Annotated in this window: 22 protein-coding genes and 11 tRNA genes; 21 read left to right on the top strand and 12 right to left on the bottom strand. The window is 29.8% G+C overall.

The window, feature by feature from the left end:
- The first annotated feature begins 7 nt into the window (after nt 1–7).
- Nucleotides 8–1,411, top strand: a complete 1,404-nt coding sequence (locus ACZ5OA_RS06785) for a GGDEF domain-containing protein (RefSeq protein WP_464907112.1) — start codon at nt 8–10, stop codon at nt 1,409–1,411.
- Between the two features lie 31 nt (nt 1,412–1,442).
- Here the strand turns inward: ACZ5OA_RS06785 and acs are convergent, their stop codons facing one another.
- From acs to ppk2, 6 genes are all read right to left on the bottom strand, one after another.
- Nucleotides 1,443–3,380: an acetate--CoA ligase gene (gene acs / locus ACZ5OA_RS06780; RefSeq protein WP_464907111.1), complete on the bottom strand. Its 1,938-nt coding sequence runs from the start codon at nt 3,378–3,380 to the stop codon at nt 1,443–1,445.
- 110 nt (nt 3,381–3,490) lie between these two features.
- Complete coding sequence (locus ACZ5OA_RS06775; RefSeq protein ID WP_464907110.1) at nt 3,491–4,816, bottom strand: sodium ion-translocating decarboxylase subunit beta; 1,326 nt, start codon at nt 4,814–4,816, stop codon at nt 3,491–3,493.
- Between the two features lie 4 nt (nt 4,817–4,820).
- On the bottom strand, nt 4,821–6,611 hold the full coding sequence (locus ACZ5OA_RS06770; RefSeq protein ID WP_464907109.1) for a biotin/lipoyl-containing protein: 1,791 nt from the start codon (nt 6,609–6,611) through the stop codon (nt 4,821–4,823).
- A gap of 11 nt (nt 6,612–6,622) precedes the next feature.
- A complete protein-coding gene (locus tag ACZ5OA_RS06765; protein ID WP_464907108.1) occupies nt 6,623–6,847 on the bottom strand; it encodes an OadG family protein in 225 nt (74 codons plus the stop codon).
- A gap of 162 nt (nt 6,848–7,009) precedes the next feature.
- Nucleotides 7,010–7,588 (bottom strand): acetate uptake transporter, encoded by a 579-nt coding sequence (locus ACZ5OA_RS06760; RefSeq protein WP_464907107.1) that lies wholly within the window; start codon nt 7,586–7,588, stop codon nt 7,010–7,012.
- Between the two features lie 178 nt (nt 7,589–7,766).
- A complete protein-coding gene (ppk2, locus tag ACZ5OA_RS06755) occupies nt 7,767–8,585 on the bottom strand; it encodes a polyphosphate kinase 2 (protein ID WP_464907106.1) in 819 nt (272 codons plus the stop codon).
- A gap of 58 nt (nt 8,586–8,643) precedes the next feature.
- Here ppk2 and ACZ5OA_RS06750 point away from each other — a divergent pair, with 58 nt between their 5' ends.
- The 16 genes from ACZ5OA_RS06750 to ACZ5OA_RS06675 all read left to right on the top strand — a co-directional run bounded on the left by ACZ5OA_RS06750 (nt 8,644) and on the right by ACZ5OA_RS06675 (nt 13,785).
- A complete protein-coding gene (locus tag ACZ5OA_RS06750; protein ID WP_464907105.1) occupies nt 8,644–9,672 on the top strand; it encodes a CinA family protein in 1,029 nt (342 codons plus the stop codon).
- A gap of 79 nt (nt 9,673–9,751) precedes the next feature.
- Nucleotides 9,752–9,827, top strand: a tRNA-Lys gene (locus tag ACZ5OA_RS06745).
- A 53-nt stretch (nt 9,828–9,880) separates the two neighbouring features.
- Nucleotides 9,881–9,955 (top strand) — tRNA-Glu (locus tag ACZ5OA_RS06740).
- Nucleotides 9,956–9,962: 7 nt separating this feature from the next.
- Nucleotides 9,963–10,038, top strand: a tRNA-Val gene (locus ACZ5OA_RS06735).
- A 21-nt stretch (nt 10,039–10,059) separates the two neighbouring features.
- Nucleotides 10,060–10,136: transfer RNA gene (locus tag ACZ5OA_RS06730), tRNA-Asp, on the top strand.
- A 7-nt stretch (nt 10,137–10,143) separates the two neighbouring features.
- Nucleotides 10,144–10,219 (top strand) — tRNA-Lys (locus ACZ5OA_RS06725).
- A 53-nt stretch (nt 10,220–10,272) separates the two neighbouring features.
- Nucleotides 10,273–10,347 (top strand) — tRNA-Glu (locus tag ACZ5OA_RS06720).
- A gap of 7 nt (nt 10,348–10,354) precedes the next feature.
- Nucleotides 10,355–10,430: transfer RNA gene (locus ACZ5OA_RS06715), tRNA-Val, on the top strand.
- Nucleotides 10,431–10,451: 21 nt separating this feature from the next.
- Nucleotides 10,452–10,528, top strand: a tRNA-Asp gene (locus ACZ5OA_RS06710).
- A gap of 7 nt (nt 10,529–10,535) precedes the next feature.
- A tRNA-Lys gene (locus tag ACZ5OA_RS06705) sits at nt 10,536–10,611 on the top strand.
- Between the two features lie 84 nt (nt 10,612–10,695).
- Nucleotides 10,696–10,771 (top strand) — tRNA-Glu (locus ACZ5OA_RS06700).
- A gap of 3 nt (nt 10,772–10,774) precedes the next feature.
- Nucleotides 10,775–10,850, top strand: a tRNA-Val gene (locus ACZ5OA_RS06695).
- 292 nt (nt 10,851–11,142) lie between these two features.
- Entirely contained in the window at nt 11,143–11,475 is a 333-nt protein-coding gene (gene rpsF / locus ACZ5OA_RS06690) for a 30S ribosomal protein S6 (RefSeq protein WP_464907104.1), read from the top strand.
- The gene (gene ssb / locus ACZ5OA_RS06685) at nt 11,476–11,967 is read left to right on the top strand and encodes a single-stranded DNA-binding protein (protein ID WP_464907103.1); all 492 of its coding nucleotides are present in this window, start codon (nt 11,476–11,478) and stop codon (nt 11,965–11,967) included.
- A gap of 11 nt (nt 11,968–11,978) precedes the next feature.
- Nucleotides 11,979–12,254, top strand: coding sequence for a 30S ribosomal protein S18 (rpsR, locus tag ACZ5OA_RS06680; RefSeq protein WP_464907102.1), 276 nt, complete (start codon nt 11,979–11,981; stop codon nt 12,252–12,254).
- Between the two features lie 46 nt (nt 12,255–12,300).
- Entirely contained in the window at nt 12,301–13,785 is a 1,485-nt protein-coding gene (locus ACZ5OA_RS06675) for an MFS transporter (protein ID WP_464907101.1), read from the top strand.
- On the opposite strand, the gene ACZ5OA_RS06670 is transcribed toward ACZ5OA_RS06675, so the two are convergent.
- From ACZ5OA_RS06670 to folD, 5 genes are all read right to left on the bottom strand, one after another.
- On the bottom strand, nt 13,782–14,300 hold the full coding sequence (locus tag ACZ5OA_RS06670) for a peptidylprolyl isomerase (RefSeq protein WP_464907100.1): 519 nt from the start codon (nt 14,298–14,300) through the stop codon (nt 13,782–13,784). The genes ACZ5OA_RS06675 and ACZ5OA_RS06670 overlap by 4 nt on opposite strands.
- Nucleotides 14,301–14,304: 4 nt before the next feature.
- Nucleotides 14,305–14,826: an inorganic diphosphatase gene (gene ppa / locus ACZ5OA_RS06665; RefSeq protein ID WP_464907099.1), complete on the bottom strand. Its 522-nt coding sequence runs from the start codon at nt 14,824–14,826 to the stop codon at nt 14,305–14,307.
- A 99-nt stretch (nt 14,827–14,925) separates the two neighbouring features.
- On the bottom strand, nt 14,926–15,579 hold the full coding sequence (locus tag ACZ5OA_RS06660) for a site-2 protease family protein (RefSeq protein ID WP_464907098.1): 654 nt from the start codon (nt 15,577–15,579) through the stop codon (nt 14,926–14,928).
- Entirely contained in the window at nt 15,576–16,379 is an 804-nt protein-coding gene (gene lepB / locus ACZ5OA_RS06655) for a signal peptidase I (RefSeq protein WP_464907097.1), read from the bottom strand. The genes ACZ5OA_RS06660 and lepB overlap by 4 nt, the downstream gene beginning before the upstream one ends.
- A complete protein-coding gene (gene folD / locus ACZ5OA_RS06650) occupies nt 16,376–17,218 on the bottom strand; it encodes a bifunctional methylenetetrahydrofolate dehydrogenase/methenyltetrahydrofolate cyclohydrolase FolD (protein WP_464907096.1) in 843 nt (280 codons plus the stop codon). Before folD ends, lepB begins: the two co-directional genes overlap by 4 nt.
- Before the next feature lie 50 nt (nt 17,219–17,268).
- Between folD and ACZ5OA_RS06645 the strand changes: the two genes are divergently transcribed.
- Genes ACZ5OA_RS06645 through ACZ5OA_RS06630 form a run of 4 tightly spaced genes read left to right on the top strand, consistent with a single transcriptional unit; the run spans nt 17,269 to nt 20,571 of the window.
- Nucleotides 17,269–17,637 (top strand): c-type cytochrome, encoded by a 369-nt coding sequence (locus ACZ5OA_RS06645; RefSeq protein WP_464907095.1) that lies wholly within the window; start codon nt 17,269–17,271, stop codon nt 17,635–17,637.
- On the top strand, nt 17,634–18,410 hold the full coding sequence (locus tag ACZ5OA_RS06640) for an HpcH/HpaI aldolase/citrate lyase family protein (RefSeq protein ID WP_464907094.1): 777 nt from the start codon (nt 17,634–17,636) through the stop codon (nt 18,408–18,410). The genes ACZ5OA_RS06645 and ACZ5OA_RS06640 overlap by 4 nt, the downstream gene beginning before the upstream one ends.
- A complete protein-coding gene (locus ACZ5OA_RS06635; protein WP_464907093.1) occupies nt 18,410–19,945 on the top strand; it encodes a DUF2867 domain-containing protein in 1,536 nt (511 codons plus the stop codon). The genes ACZ5OA_RS06640 and ACZ5OA_RS06635 overlap by 1 nt, the downstream gene beginning before the upstream one ends.
- The gene (locus ACZ5OA_RS06630; protein ID WP_464907092.1) at nt 19,942–20,571 is read left to right on the top strand and encodes a carbonic anhydrase; all 630 of its coding nucleotides are present in this window, start codon (nt 19,942–19,944) and stop codon (nt 20,569–20,571) included. The genes ACZ5OA_RS06635 and ACZ5OA_RS06630 overlap by 4 nt, the downstream gene beginning before the upstream one ends.
- On the opposite strand, the gene ACZ5OA_RS06625 is transcribed toward ACZ5OA_RS06630, so the two are convergent.
- A complete protein-coding gene (locus ACZ5OA_RS06625; protein ID WP_464907091.1) occupies nt 20,568–21,182 on the bottom strand; it encodes a MarC family protein in 615 nt (204 codons plus the stop codon). The two genes, ACZ5OA_RS06630 and ACZ5OA_RS06625, sit on opposite strands and share 4 nt — an antisense overlap.
- Nucleotides 21,183–21,186: the final 4 nt, after the last annotated feature.

Genomic DNA, 21,186 nt, shown 5'->3' with positions numbered 1-21,186 from the left:
TGTTTATATGCAAAATCCAATTTATAAAACTAAAAAAACCAAAAGCAATATATTAATGATTGCATTATTAAGTATAGTTGGCTTTTTAGCTTTATTTTCTACAATATGGTATATCAAAAATAAAATGGAGCTGTTAAAAGCAAAACAATTAAAAAATAATGGAATTGAAATATTGACATTAATGGATAAAAAATATAAATCACAACTTACACATAATATTAAATACACTTTTATTGATTATTATGTTGTAAATTTTAATCTAGATAAAAAAATAGTAAAGTTAGTAAAAGAAAAAGGTGTAAATTATTTTGTAAATAATAAAAATTATAAAACATATAAAGGTTATCTAACTATTACATATCCATTAAAAGATATTGATGGTGAAAATGTAGGATATTATATTATATTTGAAAATAATAAAAATTTGAATAATAAAGAAATCAATGACTTTATAGATGATATAATGATTTGTTCTTTTTGTATATTATTTGTTTTAGGAATTATTTTATTTATATTATATAAAAATAAATCTAAAATAGAAAATCAAAGAAGATATTTTGAAGAGATATTAAATTCTACTAGAGATATTATAATAATAACAAATTTAAATAGAGTTATGGATGCAAATAAAGCATTTTTTGAATTTTTTAAAATTAAAAATTTACAGGAATTTCTTATAATTCATTATTGTATTTGTGATTTGTTTATGGAAGAAGAGGGTTATTTAAGTAAGGAAATTAATAATCAACATTGGGCGAAATATGTATTTAATAATCAAAATATAGAACATAAAATAAAAATTTTACTTAATGATAAAACATATTATTTTTCAGTAAAAGTACAAAAACTTAATAATGAAGATGATGAACTTTATACTGTAGTATTATCTGATATAACACAAATAGAACTTTATCAAAAAGAATTAGAACAATTATCGATAACTGATGAATTAACAGGAATTGGAAATAGAAAATATTTTAATGAAAATATTGAAAAAGAGATAAGTAGAGCAAAAAGATACAAAACTCCTTTATCTTTAGTAATGTTTGATTTGGATTTCTTCAAAAAGGTAAATGATACTTATGGACATGATGTAGGTGATATTGTACTTAAAGAAGTAACAAAAGCTGTTAAAAATTTATTAAGAAATACAGATCTGTTTTGTAGATGTGGTGGAGAAGAGTTTATGATTATTATGCCAGAGACTCCAGTAATTGAAGCTTCTATATCTGCTGCGAGAATTAGAAAGCATATTGAAGAGTTACAAATATCTCCATTAAAGCAAATAACAATTAGTATAGGTGTAACACAATTAATAAATGAAGATAATATTGAAACTTTTATAAAAAGAGTGGATGATGCTCTTTATAAATCAAAATATAATGGTAGAAATCAAGTGAGTGTTTTATAAAGAATATAATTAAAGAGAAAAACTCTTTAATTTATTTAACAGCTTTTATTATAGCTTCTACTACACTTGGGTCTTCTAGTGTAGAAGTGTCTTGTTTGATTTCTTCACCTTTTGCGATGGCTCTTAGAATTCTTCTCATAACTTTACCACTTCTTGTTTTTGGAAGTCCTGGAACAAATACAATATCACTAACTTTTGCAATATTTCCTATTTCTGTTTTTACAATTTCATTTAGTTCTTTAAATAGTTCAACTTCTTCACCTAAATTTTCACTGTTTTTTAGGACAACATAAGCAAAAATAGATTCACCTGTAATTTCATCTGGTTTTCCAACTACAGCAACTTCTGCTATATCTTGGTGTTTTTGAACAGCAGATTCAATCTCAGCTGTTCCCATTCTATGACCTGATACATTGATTACATCATCAACTCTTCCCGTAATCCAAATATATCCATCTTCATCATAAATAGCACCATCACCACTAAAATATACCGGTTTTCCATCTTTTTTAGCAGTTGAAAAGTAACTATCTACAAATCTTTCGCTATCTCCCCAAATAGTTCTTATCATACTTGGCCATGGTTTTGTGATACAAAGAAGTCCTTTTTCATCTGCTGCCATTTTATTTCCATTTTCATCAATTATTTCAGCAATAATTCCTGGTAATGCAAATGTAGCACATCCTGGTTTAATAGAAGTAGCTGCTGGAAGAGGAGTAATCATATGTCCACCTGTTTCTGTTTGCCACCAAGTATCTACGATTGAGCATCTATTTTGTCCTACTACTTCATAATACCATTTCCATGCTGGTGGATCGATCGGTTCACCAACAGTTCCTAAGATTCTAAGTGAACTTAAATCATATTTTTTAGGCTCATCTGCTCCCATTTTATGAAGTAATCTAATTGCTGTTGGAGCTGTGTAGAATTGATTTACTCTATGTTCTTCTATCATTTTCCAACCTCTTCCGCTATCAGGGTAAGTCAAAACACCTTCAAACATAAGTGTTGTTCCACCAGCTGCAAGTGGTCCATAAACGATATAAGTATGTCCTGTAATCCATCCAATATCTGCTGTGCACCAAAAAGTATCATTTGCTTTTAGATCAAATACCCATTCCATTGTTAATTGAGCCCAAAGAATATATCCGGCAGTTGAATGTTGTACTCCTTTTGGTTTTCCAGTACTTCCTGATGTATAAAGTAAAAATAGTGGATCTTCACTATCCATCACTTCTGCTGGACATTCAGAAGATTGAGATTGAATCAATTCGTTATAGCTTACATCTTTTTTATTCCATTCAATATCTTCATTATTTCTTTCAACTACTATTACTTTTTCTACGCATTCTACACCTTCAAGAGCTTTATCTACGACTGGTTTTAGCATATAAGGTTTACCTTTTCTATATGCACCATCAGCTGTGATTACCACTTTTGCTTCGGCATCTAAAATTCTATCTTTAAGTGCTTCTGCACTAAATCCACCGAAAACTACACTATGAATTGCACCAATTCTAGCACAAGCAAGCATAGCAAACGCTGCTTCTGGAATCATTGGCATATACATTACAACTCTATCGCCTTTTTTAACTCCAAAACTTTTTAGTAAATTTGCAAATTTATTTGTTTCTTTATATAAGTCTAAATAAGTATATGATTTTTTACTTCCATCATCAGCTTCCCAAATAATAGCTGCTTGATTTTTTTTGTCTTCTAAATGTCTATCAATACATTGATAACTTACATTTAATTTTCCACCTACAAACCATTTATAAAATGGAGCATTACTCTCGTCTAAAGTTTTATCAAACTCTTTAAACCAAGTTAATTTTGTTTTTGCAAGTTCGGCCCATGTACCTTCATAATCTTTTTCAAAGTCTTTTACTTTATCTTCATATTCACACATATTTTTAAAATCTGGATTTTTAAAAATTTCTTTATGAGGGTAAAAATTTTTACTTGTCATATTTATATCCTTTTTTGTTTTATTTTAGTAAAAAAATCTATTAAAGTAGAGAATTTACACAAAATGTATTTTATTTTATTTTATTTTGTGTAAAATTGTAACAAATTATTTTAAAATATAGAAAGAAGAACACCTGCTGCAACTGCAGATCCAATTACTCCTGCAACATTTGGTCCCATTGCATGCATCAATAATACATTTGTTGGATCAGCTTCTATTCCTACTTTATTAGTAACTCTTGCAGCCATTGGTACAGCACTAACGCCCGCTGCACCAATTAAAGGATTTATAGGTTCTTTTGAGAATTTATTCATTATTTTAGCCATAATTATTCCAGCTGCAGTTCCTATTGAAAATGCTACAAGTCCTAAAAGTAGTATTCCTAAAAATTCTGGAACCAAAAAATATTCTGCAGCTAGTTTTGAACCAACTGCAAGTCCTAAAAAGATAGTAACAATATTTATAAGCTCATTTTGAAGAGTTTTTGAAAGTCTATCTACAACTCCAGATTCTCTTACAAAGTTTCCAAATGTTAAAGCTCCAATAAGAGGTGAAGATTCTGGTAAAATCAAAATTGCAAGTATTAAAACAGTAAGAGGAAATAAAATTTTTTCAATTTTTTTTACCTTTCTTCTTGTAGTCATTTTTATTTTTCTTTCTTTTTCAGTTGTTAAAGCTTTCATAATTGGAGGTTGAATTATAGGTACAAGTGCCATATAGCTATATGCTGCTACTGCCATTGCTCCCAATAAATCAGGGGCTAATTTACTTGCAATAAAAATGGTTGTAGGACCATCAGCTCCACCAATAATAGAAATTGCAGCTGATTGTTGTAAACTAAAACCAAATATACCCATTTGACTTAACGCTACAGCTCCTACAAGAGTTCCAAAAATACCAAATTGAGCAGCTGCTCCAAGAAGTGCAGTTTTTGGATTTGCTAGAAGCGGTCCAAAATCGGTCATTGCACCAACACCCATAAAAATTATTATAGGGAAAAGCTCATTTGAAATACCAGCTTTAAAAAATTCTCCTATAAATCCTCCATCTCCAATAATGTTAGCAAGAGGAATATTTGCTAAAAGTCCACCAAAAGCAATAGGTATTAAAAGTAGTGGTTCAAATCCTTTTGCTATAGCTAGATAAAAAAGTACAAATGAAATACCTATCATTATGATACGACCATAACTTTGTTGAAATTTTGTTATTTCATCACCTTTTGCATTTTTTACTCCATCCTTTGGATTTAAAAAAGCATATATTCCAGTCTGTTTATAAAAATTAACAAGAAGTTCTTCCATTCCTTTGTTTTGGACTTCTTTTTTTTCAACTTTTATATTTTTTTTAGATGATATATGATCAACTGTTACTACAGCAGCTAAGGGTACTATAAAGATTGATAGTGCAAGAAAAAATGTTATAAATTTATTTTTCATTTTCTTACTCCATTGAAGCTAAAACTTGTCCCTCTTGGACAGTATCATTAACTTTTACAGCAATATGAGCAATTACTCCATCTTGTGGAGCTGGAATATCTATCTCCATTTTCATAGATTCAAGTATCATTATTTTATCTCCAGCTTTTACTTTATCACCTGGATTTACCAAAATTTTCCAAACAGTTCCAGGGACTACTGAGTTTATTTCAGTTGTTTCAGTCGCTACTTTTCCTTTACTTTCTTTTTTTACTATCTCTTTTTTTGCATCTGCTTGAGGTTTAACTTCAACTTCACCACCTTCAGCAACTTCTACAACAAATTTTTCCCCATCAACAGTAACTGTATAGATTCCATTTGTTTTACTCATCTCTTTTTTCTCCTCATCTTCTTTTTTTCTTATCATTAATGGACTTTCACCTTTTAAAAATGAAATACCTTTATCACCACATGCAGCACAAATAAATATATTCTCTTCAGTAGTTTCTATATTTTCATCTTCAAGTTTTTTCTTCCAATATGCAATAGATTTTGTTTCATTCTTATCTGCAATATCAAGTGGATTTTCTTTTGTTACAGGTAAATTAAGCTGTTTACTTGCAAGTTCAATAATAGAAGAATTTGGCTTAACTGGTGTTTTTCCAAAATACCCAAGAATCATTCTTCCATACCCTGGCGCAATTTTTTTCCAAGGGCCAAACATAACATTATTAAATGCTTGTTGCCAATAGAATTGGCTAACTGGAGTAACACTTGTACCAAATCCACCTTTTTCTACAACTTCTCTCATGGCTTTTATAACATCTGGATATTTATGTAATATATTATTATCTCTCATCATTTGAGTATTTGCTGTAAGCGCTCCTCCTGGCATAGGAGAAAAAGGAATCATTGGACTAACTTGTGTGGCTTCTGGTGGAATAAAATAATCTTTTAGACAATCTTTTAAAACTTCTTCATATTTAAGAACTTTTTCCATATCAAGTCCACCTAAATCAAATGGTTTTCTTTTTGTTGCGTGAAGCATAGTTATGATATCTGGTTGACTTGTTCCTCCACTAACAGGAGCAGCGGCTAAATCAATTCCATCTACTCCAGCTTCAAGGGCTGCTAAATAACAAGCAACACTAACGCCTGCTGTTTCGTGAGTGTGAAGTCTAATATGTTCATCTTCACCTAAAATTTTTCTTGCCATTTTTATAGTTTCATAGATTTTTTGAGGAGAACTTGTTCCACTTGCATCTTTAAAAGCTAAAGAATCAAACTCTATTCCTCTATCTAAAATTTCTCTCAATGTTTTTTCATAAAATTCTGGTGTATGAGCACCTTTGCATCCAGGAGGTAAATCCATTATAGTAATAACTATTTCATTTTTCATACCATATTTTTTGATACATTTTGATGAATATTCAAGGTTATTCACATCATTTAACGCATCAAAATTTCTAACAGTTGTTGTACTATGTTTTGCAAACATTTTTGTAAAAAGATCAATCATTTCTCTGCTTCCAGTATCAAGCATAACTGTATTGATACCTCTTGCTAAAACTTGTAGATTTGTATCAGGTCCTACTTTTTTTCTAAAAGTATCCATCATCTCAAAAGCATTTTCTCTTAAATAGAAAAAAAGGCTTTGAAATCTAGCTCCTCCTCCAAATTCAAAATGATTTAGTCCAATCTCTTTTGCAGTATCTAATGCTGGTAAAAAATCTTTCATCAAAACTCTCCCACCAAATACAGACTGAAAACCATCACGGAAAGTTGTATCCATTATATCTATATATTTTTTCTTCATTTTTACCTCTTTTATTTTTTATGATTTTTCATGTGGTGAATTGCAGCGCCAATGGCAGCAATTTTTTTTAATTTGTCTTTTCTTGAAGATACTGGTGATTGAGAAGGTTTCTCTTTTTGAGGAAAATATTTTTCAACAAGCTTATGCTGTAAATTAAGTACAAGTACTAAGACTAACAAAAATATAAAAACGATACCCATACCAAGGATCATATATTTGATTGATTCTAAAATCATACGCTACTCCTAACTTATTGGTAATTTGACTTTTCAATTTGCAATTGTAATAAAAAAAATTCTTTTGTGCAATTTAAAATTAAAATATTTAATAGGAGTAGCTATATAGGAGTAAAAATGGTCCCAAAGAAGAGGGAAGGAGTAGATTTTATTTATAATATATTATAACCAAGCTTTTCCAACTGGTAAATTAATACCTAAATCAGCAAAAATTATATGAGCCATCAAATACCATGCAGAAAAGGCACATAATAATAAATCCCATGCTGCAATTGTTCCAATAGTAGCACTACCAGTAAATTCTTTTATTGTTAAACCTAGAAATCCTAAAAAAAGTGTTAAGAATACTATTGCTAATGCTCCATTTGCTTTCATAGAACCTATAAACATAATTCCTGTATATATTGTCCAAGCTAATAGAAAATATGCTACCTCAGGAGTTGTTAATTTTAGTAAAGGATAACTTTTAACAATTTCTGGACTTGTTCCAAAAATCAAAAATGCAGCTAAAGCCATCCAAAATGCACCATAAGAAACAAATGCACTAAATCCGAAATTATTTCCTACTTTAAATTCTAAAAAACCAGCAATAAATTGAGCTAAACCACCATAAAATAAACCAAGCCATAAAACTGGACCTGTACCTATCCATCCTAAATTATGACATTGTAATAAAAATGTTGTCATTCCAAAACCTGCAAGACCAACTGCTGCAGGATTACCTAATTTAATTTGTTCCATATAAATCTCCTTAAAATTAAAATATTTATAAACACATAACTACTAAATAATAACATTTTATTTTTTGTTCTATATGTTTTGTTTATAATTATATTGAAATAAAAAAATAATGAGTAAGTAATTACACAATATTAGATAAAAAATAATATAATATTGTGTAATAAAGTAACAATCTTTTCTATTCTCTATTTTTACCCAAATGATACATTGAAACAATTTCACTATCAGGAATAATATTTTCATCTTTTCCTTCATATTCAATTTGAGATAATATATCTCTAATTATATTTAATCTTGCTCTTTTTTTATCATTGGCATCTACTGTAATCCATGGCGCATAAGCTGTATGAGTGGCTAGAAACATATCTTCTTTTGCTTTTTGATAATCCTCATAATGTTTATGTCCTTTTAAATCAATGGGACTTAATTTCCACATTTTTAGTGGGTCTGTTTCTCTTGATTTTAAGCGTCTAGCTTGCTCTTCTTTTGTAATATCAAGCCAATATTTAAAAAATTTAATATTATCATCTACTATCATTTCTTCAAATCTAGGGCATTGTCTTATAAATATCAAATATTCTTCATGAGTGCAAAATCCAAATACTTTTTCAACTCCAGCACGATTATACCAACTTCTATCAAACAAAACTATTTCTCCACCTGCTGGGAAATGCTCTGTATATCTTTGAAAATACCATTCTGTTTTTTCTCTATCACTTGGTTTATCAAGCGCGACAACTCTTGCACTTCTTGGATTTAAATATTCAGTAATTCTTTTAATTGTTCCATCTTTTCCAGCTGTATCTATTCCCTCAAATAAAATTACAATTCTTTCTCCTGTTTTTTTTACATGATTTTGTAATTTTACTAGTTGAATTTGTAATTTTAAAAGCTCTTTTTCATAAAATTTATCTTTCATTTTCCCATTTTTTTTGAATACTTCTTTTTGGGGTAACTTTTTTTCTGGTAGTTCATTTTCAAGATTTTTATATTTCATTTTTAATCCTTTTTTGGTATTATACTATATTATATATTATACAATAAAAGGAATAATAATGGCACTAATTTTTATAGGTAAAGAATTTCAATATAAAGATTTTTTACAAACTTATATTTTAAAAGAGTATAAAACAGATAAAATTTATTTTTATGAAAATTTAGAATTTGATATAGAAAAAATTATAAAAGAAAACAGTCAATTATTAATTGTTTCTAATGAAAAATTATATTCGACTATAAGTAAAATAGTAGCTACATTAAATGATGATTCTTTAGAAGTAAAAGAGGCTCAATTAATTCCATCCAAAAGTATTTTATATGAAAAGAATAGTTTTCTAATAGAATTAAACAATACTGTTATTAATGTATTAAAATATATAGATTATTTACCTGCTATTTTATTAAAAGATAGTGAATATTATAAATTGCATATTTTTAATTATGATAAAGATACTGCTGAACTTTTTGTAAAACCTATTTTTGAATCATTTAATATGAGTTATACTATTTACGAAAATGAAGGTGGATGGTGTGAAATAGTTATTTCTAATTTAAATGAAATGTTATTGAAACAATTAAGAGGGTTTATTCCACATATAATAATTAGTAATAATATTTTTGAATATCTAAAAGAGAGATTAGAATCTAATAATAAAAAAATAACATTTGCTGAAAGTTGTACAGGAGGATTGATAGCAAGTTTCTTAACAAAAATTTCAGGAAGTAGTAATGTCTTTGATGGAAGTGTGGTTAGTTATGCAAATGAGATTAAATCTAAATGGCTTGGAGTTGATGAGAGGGTTTTGGAAAAATTTGGGGCAGTTAGTGAAGAAACAGTTCAACAAATGCTTCTTGGTATATTAGAAATTAGTGAGAGTGATTATGCAATAGCTGTGAGTGGAATTGCAGGTCCTAGTGGAGGAACAATTACAAAACCAGTAGGGACAGTTTTTATTGGTGTTGGTGATAAATTTGGAAAATTTGTTGTAGAAAGGCTTCAGTTAAGTGGAAGTAGGGAAGAAGTTCAATATAAAACAATGATGAATGCAATAAGAATTTTTTTAAATTTTTCTAATTTAATATAAAAACCCTTGACAAAAGAAGTTTTTTCTACTAAAATTTCATTCCACAAAAACAGAGGCTTTAGAAGCATTTTTTGTTTTTGACCCGTTAGCTCAGTAGGTAGAGCAATTCCCTTTTAAGGAATGGGCCGTTGGTTCGAATCCAACACGGGTCACCATTTTAATAGTGAAACATCGAAAGATGAATATAATAGTCCTAAGACAACAGGTTGGTCCCTTCGTCTAACGGTTAGGACACTGCCCTTTCACGGCGGCGATACGGGTTCGAATCCCGTAGGGATCACCATTTCATTGGTCGCTTAGCTCAGTTGGTAGAGTCCCTGCCTTACAAGCAGGTTGCCACTGGTTCGAGTCCAGTAGCGACCACCATTTATAAAAAGTCAATCAAGTGGAGTTGTAGCTCATCTGGTTAGAGTATCGGCCTGTCACGCCGAGGGTAGCGGGTTCGAATCCCGTCAGCTCCGCCACTTAATTGACCCGTTAGCTCAGTAGGTAGAGCAATTCCCTTTTAAGGAATGGGCCGTTGGTTCGAATCCAACACGGGTCACCATTTTAATAGTGAAACATCGAAAGATGAATATAATAGTCCTAAGACAACAGGTTGGTCCCTTCGTCTAACGGTTAGGACACTGCCCTTTCACGGCGGCGATACGGGTTCGAATCCCGTAGGGATCACCATTTCATTGGTCGCTTAGCTCAGTTGGTAGAGTCCCTGCCTTACAAGCAGGTTGTCATTAGTTCGAGTCTAATAGCGACCACCATTTATAAAAAGTCAATCAAGTGGAGTTGTAGCTCATCTGGTTAGAGTATCGGCCTGTCACGCCGAGGGTAGCGGGTTCGAATCCCGTCAGCTCCGCCACTTAATTGACCCGTTAGCTCAGTAGGTAGAGCAATTCCCTTTTAAGGAATGGGCCGTTGGTTCGAATCCAACACGGGTCACCACTAAAAAATTTCCCTTTTTAATTTATTTTTTCATTAACTAAAATAGATTTTAGAGTAGAATATTTATTATTATAAAATATGAGTGTCCCCTTCGTCTAGGGGTCTAGGACACTGCCCTTTCACGGCGGCGACAGGAGTTCAAATCTCCTAGGGGACGCCAAATGGTCGCTTAGCTCAGTTGGTAGAGTCCCTGCCTTACAAGCAGGTTGTCACTGGTTCGAGTCCAGTAGCGACCACCATTTTGATATTAAAAGCAGTTTATCTGCTATATTTATATATATTATTTAATATCTTTCCCCATTTTATTTTTCATTTTTAGAAGAAGGTTTATCCCCCCTTCCTTCTTCTAACCCCTTTTTTTATTTCAAATCACAATTCAGATTATTATTTTATTTTTAAATCTCCTGAAATTTTATTGAATTATAGTTTTTATTATGATATAATTTTGTTCCAAAATCCTTGCTCTTATGAATTTAAGTAATTAATTGCTTATAATTTGTAGGTAAGGGCTAAAAAACCAAAAGGAAGACAATGAAACATTATGAACTACTATTTGTTCTTAAACCAACATTAACAGATGAAGAAAACAGTAAACAAGTTGAAACTGTAAACGCAGTTATTACTGCCAACGGTGGAGAAATTGCAAAAGTTGATAATATTGGTATGAGAGATTTAGCTTATGAAATCCAAAAAAACAAAAGAGGATACTATACAATTAGTTATTTCACAGCACCAGGTAGTGCAATTAAAGAAATTGAAAGAAATTTAAGAATTAATGAAAATGTAATTAGATTTTTAACTGTAAAATATGAAAATAAAAAAGAAATAACTCAGTGGGAAAAATCTGTAAAAGAAGTAAAATAAATGTATAATAAAGTTATTTTAATAGGGAATCTTACTCGAGATGTAGAGCTTAGATATACTCCAAGTGGTACTGCTGTAGCTAAATTCGGTTTAGCAACTAATAGAACTTACAATGATACTGTTACAAAAGAAAAAAAACAAGAAGTTATGTTTATTGATATAACTATGTTTGGAAGAAGTGCCGAAACAGCTAACCAATGGCTAAAAAAAGGTAAAAAAGTTTTAATTGAAGGAAGATTGGTATTAGATCAATGGACTGGAAATGATGGACAAAAAAGAAGTAAACATTCAATAATCGCTGAAAGAATGCAATTTATGGATAATAAAAATGAAAATAGTGGAGCAGGTAATTATAATAGTGGAAATTATCAAAATAATAATAAAAATTATAATAACCAACCACAACCACAAACACAACAACAACCGGCACCTGCACAACAAGAGCCACAAATACCGTCAATTGATATAGACGAAGAAGATATACCATTCTAAAAGGAAAAAAAATGCAAGAAAGAAAAAAATACGGGAAAAAAAGATGTAAATTTTGTGATATGAAAATTGATTTTATTTCATATAAAGACTTAGAAACTTTAAAACTTGGTGTTAGTGAAAGATTTAAAATTATGCCAAGCAGACTTACTGGAACTTGTAAAAAACATCAAGAAGCTTTATCAAAAGCAGTAAAAAGAGCAAGAGCAGCAGCATTTATTCCTTATATCGTAGATAGAAAAAATGTTGTAGAATCTCCATTTGACAAAGTTAGACCTCTACATAGATAATTACTTTTTTCCCTTTTTTGGGAAATAAATACTACAAAGGCTTAATATGAATGCTTTGAAAGCCGCTTTTTTAAATCCAATAAAATCATTTAAACTTAGATATTTACCGCTTCTTATGATATATTTTTCATATGGTGCAAGTGGATTTTCAGGTATTGCCGAAACTTTTTGGGTAAAAGAACATTTAAATTTAACTGCTGAGGCACTTGTTAGTTTAGGTGTTTGGCTTAGCATACCTTGGACTATAAAAATGGTATTTGGACAGTTAGTCGATAGTGTACCAATTTTTGGTTCACAACGAAGAGTTTATGTCTATATCGGTGCAGGGCTTATTACTATTAGCACAATTTTAATGATAGGATTAGCTGGAAATAAATCTTGGGTTCATTTTGCTTCTACTGAATATGTTTATATCTTAGCTTCTGTAATTGGAGTTATTGGATTTGTTTTACAGGATGTGGTAGCTGATACGATGAGTACAGAAGTGGTAGATAGAACTAAGCCACAAGAAATAGTGGAACGAGAGCTTGCAATGGTGCAGGTTTTAGGAAGACTCGCTTTAACTATATCTGGATTTATAGTTGCTGGGCTTGGTGGATGGCTTGCCCAGATTTTTTCTTATGAAACTATATTTGAGATTTCTCTATTTGTGCCACTTCTTTCAATTATTGGAGTTAGCATCGTTAAACTTGATAAAGTAAAATCTACTCCTATTGATTGTAAAATTTTATGTGGGGGATTAGCTTTTGCAGTTTTTGTAGTGTTTATGGGATATAATAATTTTGAATATTCACAAGAGATAGTTTTTGTTGTGAGCTTTTTAGTAATTAGCTATATGATAAAAGATGTTATTAATGATTTGGATGAAAAAACAAAAAGAAAAATTATAATTGCAGCGATTGTAATTTTTGTATATCGTGCGATGCCAGGAGTTGGGCCAGGGGTTACTTGGTGGGAGATTGATGTATTACATTTTAATAAGGCATTTTTTGGGACACTTTCACAAATTGGAGCAGGGCTTGCTATTTTAGGTATGTGGTTTTTGAGTGATTGGATAACGAAAAAGCCAATTGGTTGGACTTTGATTATGCTTACAGTTGTTGGAACGATTTTAACTTTGCCAATAGTTGGAATGTATTTTGGATTGAATCAATGGACCGAGCATGTTTTTGGATTTGGAGCTAAAACTATTGCTTTAATTGATACAGCAGCTGAGTCCCCATTTGCCGAACTTAGTATGATTCCTCTTCTTACATTAATTGCTATTTATGCACCGGAGGGTAAAAGAGCTACTTGGTTTGCTTTGATGGCAAGTATGATGAATTTGGCTTTAACAGCTGGTGGATTATTTACTAAATATTTAAATAAAATTTTTGTAGTTAGTAGGGAAGTGGTACAAAATGGAGCAGTTGTTTCACATGCCGATTATTCACAACTTGGAAAATTACTTGTTTTAGTAACTATTATTAATTTTGTAGTACCTATTTTTGTGATTTGGTATTTGATGATGAGAGGGGAAAAGAGAAATTAATCTCTTTTTTCAAAAATTTCTATTTTTTCGATATCGTCATTTTGTGCAAGTGAATCTAATACTTTGAAACTTTCAGTATCGTTTTCTTCAATTCCACCAAAAACAGTATGAACACCATCTAAATGAGGACAGTCAACAAAACAGATAAAAAATTGACTTCCACCTGTGTTTTTACCAGCATGAGCCATTGATATACTTCCTCTTTTGTTTATTTGTTTAGCAGAAGTAGTTTCGCATTTAATAGCCCAATCAGGTCCACCAGTCCCAGGCATTCCAGAAGCTCCTTCTCTTGTGTTAGGACATCCACCTTGAGCCATAAATCCAGGGATTACTCTGTGAAATTTAAGCCCGTTGTAAAATCCAGTCTCAGCTAAATGAGCAAAATTTGCAACAGTATTAGCTACAGCATCTGGGAATAATTTTACCCAAATAGTACCTTTATTTGTTGTTATTTTTGCATATTGTGCTTTTTCGATATCTTTTAAATCATATTCTTTTAATTTTTTTCCAAACATATTTTTAACCTTTATAAGAATCGATAGAATCTTGCAACATTTTAGTAGCTTCTTCAACACCTACGAAATCTTGAACTTTTACCCATTTATTAGGTTCAAGTGCTTTGTATGTTTCAAAAAAGTTTTTAATTCTATCAAGAGTTAATTTTGGTAAATCTTTGTAAGATTTGATGTTTTCATAAGTTGGGTCAAGTTTTGTAACAGGCACTGCAAGTAATTTTTCATCCATTCCATTTTCATCTTCCATTACAAGCATTCCAATAAGTCTAACTGCAATTACACATCCAGGAACTAACGCATAGTCAGTTAACACTAAAATATCCGCTGGGTCTCCATCTTTTGCAAGTGTGTTTGGTACAAATCCATAATTTGCTGGATAATGATAACTTGAATACATAATTCTATCAAATACAATAGCACCACTTTCTTTATCTATTTCATATTTAATATTGCTTCCTACCGGGATTTCGATTAGAGCATTTACTTTATCAGGGTTACTTCCTACTTTTATTTTACTAATATTCATTTTTTCTCCTTTAATTTTTTATAATTATAGCAAAGTAAACTAAAAAAACTATGATTATTTTATCATAAAAAAGGATGTTTATAAATAAAGCAAAAAGCTTTATTTTATTAAATAGTGAATTAACTCCATAGCAGGCTCGAAAATATAATTTGATAAGGGAGTAAATAGTAAAATTAAAACTATAAACATTCCATAATTTCCAATTTTATCAAAAAATTCACCAATACTTCTATTTCCGAAGTAATTAGCCGTAAAACGAAGAGCATTTGCACCATCAAGTGGTGGAATTGGAAGTAAATTAAATACCATTAAAATAATATTAATTACTATTGTATAATATAATGTATAAAATATAAAAGTACTAATTAATGAAGCTGGTTCAAAATGTATAAAAAATGAAGCAATAATTGCTAGAATAAAGTTATAAGTAACACCTGCTAAACTTACGGCAGTTCCTGCTAAAAAACCGCCATTTTTAATAATTGTAAACATATTCACTGGAACCGGTTTTGCCCAACCAAAAATGATTGGACTAGTTACTCCCATCATTTTTTGAGAAAGAAATAAAAAAATTGGGAAAATTATAGTCCCAACTATATCAATATGTTTAAGTGGATTTATACTTAATCTTCCTGCATTTGTAGCAGTTAAATCTCCGAAAAGTTTCGCTACAAATCCATGCATAATTTCATGTCCAATAACAGCAATACCTAAAGCTAAAGCCATTGCAGTAAAATTTATAATATCAATCATTTTTCATCTTTATCTATTTTAGCGACTGTAAGTGTTTTATTTCTTAGATCTTCTTCAAGTTCATCCATAGTTTTTCCTACACGATTCCATCTAATTTTGTAGTTTTTATCCCAACTCATATAGATAAACCAAGGTTTTCCAACGATGTATTTGTATTTAACTGTTCCCCAAAATCTACTATCATCACTGTGGTCTCTATTATCCCCCATCATAAAAAATTGATTTTTTGGAACAATAATCGGACCATAATTAAATACAGGTGCATCAAATTCCATTATTTCATTTACTTTTGGGTCATGATGAACACCAGGATGCATTGTCATATATGGATTTAGAGCAAATTTTTCTCCATTTACTTCTACTATTTTTGCTTTCATTTTTTTAGCAAATGCTACTGTTTTTTCATCATTATTTGCAATTCTTAAATATAATAGTTTATTTTTTACAAAAAGTTTATCCCCACCTCTAGCTACACATCTTTTTACGAAATGCATTTTTATACTTTTTGGATATCTAAAAATTACAATATCTCCTCTTTTGGGTTTAGGGCCATCAATCAAATGTCCATCTCCTCTAAAATCAGGTAAAATTGGGATTTCAAGCCAAGGAATATGAGGAATTGGCACTCCATAAGCAAATTTTTTAGCAAAAAGTGCATCATGAATAAGAAGAGTATTTTTCATACTTCCACTTGGAATCAAAAAAGCTTGTGCTATAAAAAACATAAAAATAAGAACTAAAACAATAGTTCCAGTCCATGTATTTGACCAGTGGTAAAAATTAATTAATTTCTTTTTCATTTAGTAGCCTTAGTAGCTTTAATCGTATTTTTAAGAAGCATTGCGATTGTCATAGGTCCCACTCCACCTGGAACTGGTGTTATGAAACTAGCTTTTTTAGATACATTTTCAAAATCAACATCACCAACTAATTTTCCACTTTCTAATCTGTTAATTCCAATATCTACAACAATTGCTCCATCTTTTATCATGTCAGTTGTAATTAAGTTAGGTTTTCCAACTCCAACTATAACAATATCAGCTCTTTTTGTATGTTCTGCTAAATTTTTTGTGTAAATATGACAAATATCAACAGTTGCAAATTTATTTAAAAGCAATGCTTGCATAGGTTTACCTACGATATTACTTGCACCTACTACGCATGCATCAAGTCCTTTTACATCAATATTATATTCTTTGAACATTTCCATAACACCTAATGGAGTACAAGGTGCAAAACTATCAAGTCCTGCAACTAATCTTCCTACATTGTATGGATGAAATCCATCTACATCTTTTTCGGGTGCCACTGCTTCAAGAACGATTGTAGGGTCGATGTGTTTTGGAAGTGGAAGTTGAATTAGTAGTCCTTGAATATTTGGATTTTGATTTATTCTTTCAATTGTATCCAATAATTCTTTTTGTGTGATAGTTGCAGGGAATTCGTGAACAACACTATAAATTCCACTATCTTTGCAAGATTTTGCTTTCATTTTTACATAAACTTGGCTTGCAGGATCTTCTCCTACTAAAATAACAGCAAGTCCAGGAGTAATTCCTTCTTTTTTTAGATTTTCAGCTTCAATTTTTACTTCATTTTTGATTTTTTCTGATAACTTTTTACCGTCCAGTATTGTCATAGTTAGTCCTTTAAGTTATAATATTGAAATTTTACCATAAAAGGGAAGTAATGAAACTAATTTTTTTGATTTTACCAATTTTTTTGTTGGCAGAGAGTTTTATTTCTAATTTGGAGTATGGCGAAATGCTTTATAATAATCCAAGAGGAATTAGTTGTGCTAAATGTCATGGAAAAGGTGGAAAAGGTAAATTGATTGCAACTTATGTAGATGATAAAACAGGTGAAAAAGAGAAATTAATCGCACCAAATATTACAAAAGTAAGTTATGAAATATTTTATAATAAAGTTAAATATTCTAAAGTTTTAAAAAAAGGAAAATTTAAAACTTTAAATTATTCTGCTATGCCAAAGTATGGATATTTAGTAGATGATGAGATAAAATCTATCTATAATTATTTGCATAAAGGTAAAAAATGAATATGAATTATTTAATGGTTTCGGCTCATAATGAAAAACATCTTTCAAAAATAGATGAAATTAATGCCACTATAATGCTAAATCTCGAAGATGGAGTGCCAAAAGATAAAAAGGAGATAGCACTTAAGAATATAGTAAAAGTTTTAAAAAAAGGAACAAATAAAAAAATAGTAGTTAGAATTAATTCTCTTTATGAAACTGGATTTAAAGAGATTGAAACTTTAAATGAGTTTGATGTAGCTTTTAGAGTTCCAAAAATCAATTCTACACAGGAGTTAGAAAAAGTTTTTGAAATGACTAATAATGATATTCATCTTTCAGTAGAGACTAAAGAAATGTTTTTTAATCTAAAAAAGTTTAGATATTCACAAATTAAAGGCTTTTATTTAGGTATTTTAGATCTATTTAATGAGCTTAATTTAAATCACTCTTTAATAAGAGAAGATAATCAATTAATTCATAAAATTTTGATTGATTTTAGTTTGAATAGTAGGTATTTAGGAATTACTCCTGTGGGGTTTGTTTATCAAAAATATAAAGATTTAGATGGATTTAAAAATTGGTGTGAAATTCAAAAATCTTATGGATTTGCTGGAATTGGGTGTATAACACCTAAGCAAGTTGAGATAGCAAATGAGGTTTTTAAAATAGATATAGAATATGCAAAAATGATTGTTGAAAAGTTTGAAAAAGAAGGAGTGTTTACAATAGATGGATTTTTTGTAGATGAACCAATTTATAAAAATTATAAAAATATATTAAAGGGAAAATAATGAAAATAGCTATTTTTGGTTCAAATGGATATATAGGTAAAAGACTTACAAGAACTTTATATAATGAAGATTATAAACTTACACTTTTTGCTAGAAATATTAGAAGTTTGGAATATACTAATACGAATAACCCCTTTTTTATAGGGGTAAAACCAAATATTTGTGTAGTAGAACAAGAATTATCTATTTCTTATTTTGATGAGATAGTGGAGAATTTAAAAGGAGTTGAAGTAGCTTTTTATCTAATTCATTCTTTAAGTGAAACTAAACAAAATTATAGAAAAAAAGATAATGATTTAGCATCTCTTGTAGCTATGGCGTCCACAAAAGCTGGAGTAAAACAGATAATTTATTTAGGAGGATTTGGTGATAGAAATGATAAAAATGTATCAAGACATCTTATTTCAAGACAAGAAACAGCTGATTATCTAAGAAAATATCATAAAAATGTAACTGAAATGAGAGCAGGGATTATTGTTGGCGCTGGGTCTATGAGCTTTGAACTTATTAAATCCGCTGCTAATATTATGCCTGTTTTACCTGAAATTAAGAATGAAGGAAAAGCAAATATAACATTTATTGATGATATTTTAGATGCACTTGTAAAAGTTATAGATAATAAAGAATATTATAATAAAATAATAGAAATAGGTAATAATGACGCTTTAACATATACTCAAATGGTGCAAATTTATGCAAAAGAAATTTTACATAAAAATATAAAACTTATTAAATTACCTAAATTTATAAATAATATAATAAATAATCCATCTTTTTTAGCTTTTATAATGTCAAGAATCAGTGGAATAGAATCTCATATGATAAAACCATTAGTTGAGAGTGTTTATAGTGATGCTTTAATAGGAAAATATAGAGATACGAAATTAGTACCTAATCCAACTGATTATAAAACAGCTATACAAATTGCAGTTAAAAGAATGGAAAATTGTGAAATTGAGTGTAAATGGAATGTACCATATGAATATTCAGTATTTAATATATTTAGAGTAAAACAATTTTCAACTGCTTTAAAACAAGGAAATTTACTTAAAGAAAAAGTAAAAAGAAAAATTTCAGCTAATGAAGTTGATAAGGTGTTTTATAATCTAAAAAGTTTAAATTATAGAAAATGTGGATATTTTTCTCCTATGTGGATGTGGAAAACTCGAGCTTTAATTGATAGATTTCTTGGAGGTAGAGGACTTGGTAAAAGAGTTGTAAAGCCTGATAATGTTAGAGTAGGAGATACATTTGATTTTTGGGTTGTTACAGCACTTAAAAATACTCCAAGTGAAAAATTAATTCGTTTTAAATCAACTATGAAAATGCCAGGAGTTGGGTGGTTACAAGGAAAAATTATAAAAGAAAATGATGAATATATTTTTGCTCTTACTGCATATTTTTTACCTACAAGATCAATGTCTTTTATTTATTGGTATTCATTCTTTTTTGCTCATAAATATATTTTTGATGAAATGTGTAATAATATTTTAAATAGTGAATGCGAAAAAAATAATAAAAAGGAGCTAAAATGAAAAGATTATTAGATGGAGTTGTAAAATTTAAAGATGAATTTTTGGAAGAGCATAAAGATATTTTTGATGAAATAGCAGAACATCAAGACCCTCATACACTTTATATTGGTTGTAGTGATTCAAGAGTAGTTCCCAATTTAATCACAAAAACATTACCAGGTGAGCTTTTTGTAATTAGAAACATAGGAAATATGGTGCCACCTCATAGAGCTACAAATGAGGGGTTTAAATGTACAGCTTCTATTATAGAATATGCGGTAAATAAACTTGAAGTAGATAATATTGTTGTTTGTGGGCATAGCAATTGTGGTGGTTGTAAAGCATTGTATTATCCAGAAGAAAAATTAAATAAAATGCCAAATGTAAAAGCTTGGCTTGAATTGGCAGATGAGGTAAAAAACAGAGTTTTAGCTAAAAATTTATCAAAAGAAGAGAAAGAATTTCAAACAGAGCAATTAAATATCTTAAAACAGATTGAAAATCTTACTACTTATCCGTGTGTGGAAGAGAGATTGAAAAGTGGAAAGTTAAATGTAATCGGATGGTATTATGTAATTGAGACAGGGGATGTTTTCCAATATAATGAAGAAAAGAGAGAATTTGAGCTTATAAATAGTGAAGGCTAACTCATTAGCCATAAAGCTTTAACTCCTCCTACTAAAAATAGAAATGCAATTGCTCCAATAAGAAGTCCCATAACTCTAGTTAGTATTTTAAGTCCATTTATACCTAAAAATTTTGATATAGAAGAAGAATTCCTTAAAATTATATAAGTAATAATTGAAGATAATAAAATAGAAATAAATAATATTGATTTTCCAGTAATAGTATGTTCTTTTGCGTTTAAAACTATAATAGTTGTGATTAGTCCAGGTCCAAATAAAATTGGAATAGCTAACGGAATGATAGATATGTTATCTAAATCTTTAGCTGCTTCATGCTCATCTTCTGTAGAATTTGTTGCTACGATTGATTTACCTTGCACCATATTGAGTGAAATTATCAATAAAACAACTCCACCAATTGCTTTTATAGAAGGAATATTAACACCAAAAAATTTAAGTATTAATCCACCCGCTAACATTGTAACAACAGAAGCTATAAAAACAGATAAACTTGCTTTAAATGATACTTCTTTTATTTCAGAGTATTTTACAAGGGAGAGCATAATAGCTGCTGCCGCCAAAGGGTTTAGAATAGTTATAATTGAAATCGTGTCAAATAATATTTCTTTCATTAAA

Source organism: Thioreductor micantisoli (assembly GCF_055392745.1).
Note: the sequence above shows the minus strand (reverse complement) of the source record. Positions and strands in the feature narration are given on the sequence as shown.

What these genes read in the sequence shown, in the direction of transcription:
- ACZ5OA_RS06785 (WP_464907112.1), top strand. Translation starts at nt 8, where the DNA reads ATGCAAAATCCAATTTATAAAACTAAAAAAACCAAAAGCAATATATTA.
- acs (WP_464907111.1), bottom strand. Translation starts at nt 3,380, where the DNA reads ATGACAAGTAAAAATTTTTACCCTCATAAAGAAATTTTTAAAAATCCA.
- ACZ5OA_RS06775 (WP_464907110.1), bottom strand. Translation starts at nt 4,816, where the DNA reads ATGAAAAATAAATTTATAACATTTTTTCTTGCACTATCAATCTTTATA.
- ACZ5OA_RS06770 (WP_464907109.1), bottom strand. Translation starts at nt 6,611, where the DNA reads ATGAAGAAAAAATATATAGATATAATGGATACAACTTTCCGTGATGGT.
- ACZ5OA_RS06765 (WP_464907108.1), bottom strand. Translation starts at nt 6,847, where the DNA reads ATGATTTTAGAATCAATCAAATATATGATCCTTGGTATGGGTATCGTT.
- ACZ5OA_RS06760 (WP_464907107.1), bottom strand. Translation starts at nt 7,588, where the DNA reads ATGGAACAAATTAAATTAGGTAATCCTGCAGCAGTTGGTCTTGCAGGT.
- ppk2 (WP_464907106.1), bottom strand. Translation starts at nt 8,585, where the DNA reads ATGAAATATAAAAATCTTGAAAATGAACTACCAGAAAAAAAGTTACCC.
- ACZ5OA_RS06750 (WP_464907105.1), top strand. Translation starts at nt 8,644, where the DNA reads ATGGCACTAATTTTTATAGGTAAAGAATTTCAATATAAAGATTTTTTA.
- rpsF (WP_464907104.1), top strand. Translation starts at nt 11,143, where the DNA reads ATGAAACATTATGAACTACTATTTGTTCTTAAACCAACATTAACAGAT.
- ssb (WP_464907103.1), top strand. Translation starts at nt 11,476, where the DNA reads ATGTATAATAAAGTTATTTTAATAGGGAATCTTACTCGAGATGTAGAG.
- rpsR (WP_464907102.1), top strand. Translation starts at nt 11,979, where the DNA reads ATGCAAGAAAGAAAAAAATACGGGAAAAAAAGATGTAAATTTTGTGAT.
- ACZ5OA_RS06675 (WP_464907101.1), top strand. Translation starts at nt 12,301, where the DNA reads ATGAATGCTTTGAAAGCCGCTTTTTTAAATCCAATAAAATCATTTAAA.
- ACZ5OA_RS06670 (WP_464907100.1), bottom strand. Translation starts at nt 14,300, where the DNA reads ATGTTTGGAAAAAAATTAAAAGAATATGATTTAAAAGATATCGAAAAA.
- ppa (WP_464907099.1), bottom strand. Translation starts at nt 14,826, where the DNA reads ATGAATATTAGTAAAATAAAAGTAGGAAGTAACCCTGATAAAGTAAAT.
- ACZ5OA_RS06660 (WP_464907098.1), bottom strand. Translation starts at nt 15,579, where the DNA reads ATGATTGATATTATAAATTTTACTGCAATGGCTTTAGCTTTAGGTATT.
- lepB (WP_464907097.1), bottom strand. Translation starts at nt 16,379, where the DNA reads ATGAAAAAGAAATTAATTAATTTTTACCACTGGTCAAATACATGGACT.
- folD (WP_464907096.1), bottom strand. Translation starts at nt 17,218, where the DNA reads ATGACAATACTGGACGGTAAAAAGTTATCAGAAAAAATCAAAAATGAA.
- ACZ5OA_RS06645 (WP_464907095.1), top strand. Translation starts at nt 17,269, where the DNA reads ATGAAACTAATTTTTTTGATTTTACCAATTTTTTTGTTGGCAGAGAGT.
- ACZ5OA_RS06640 (WP_464907094.1), top strand. Translation starts at nt 17,634, where the DNA reads ATGAATATGAATTATTTAATGGTTTCGGCTCATAATGAAAAACATCTT.
- ACZ5OA_RS06635 (WP_464907093.1), top strand. Translation starts at nt 18,410, where the DNA reads ATGAAAATAGCTATTTTTGGTTCAAATGGATATATAGGTAAAAGACTT.
- ACZ5OA_RS06630 (WP_464907092.1), top strand. Translation starts at nt 19,942, where the DNA reads ATGAAAAGATTATTAGATGGAGTTGTAAAATTTAAAGATGAATTTTTG.
- ACZ5OA_RS06625 (WP_464907091.1), bottom strand. Translation starts at nt 21,182, where the DNA reads ATGAAAGAAATATTATTTGACACGATTTCAATTATAACTATTCTAAAC.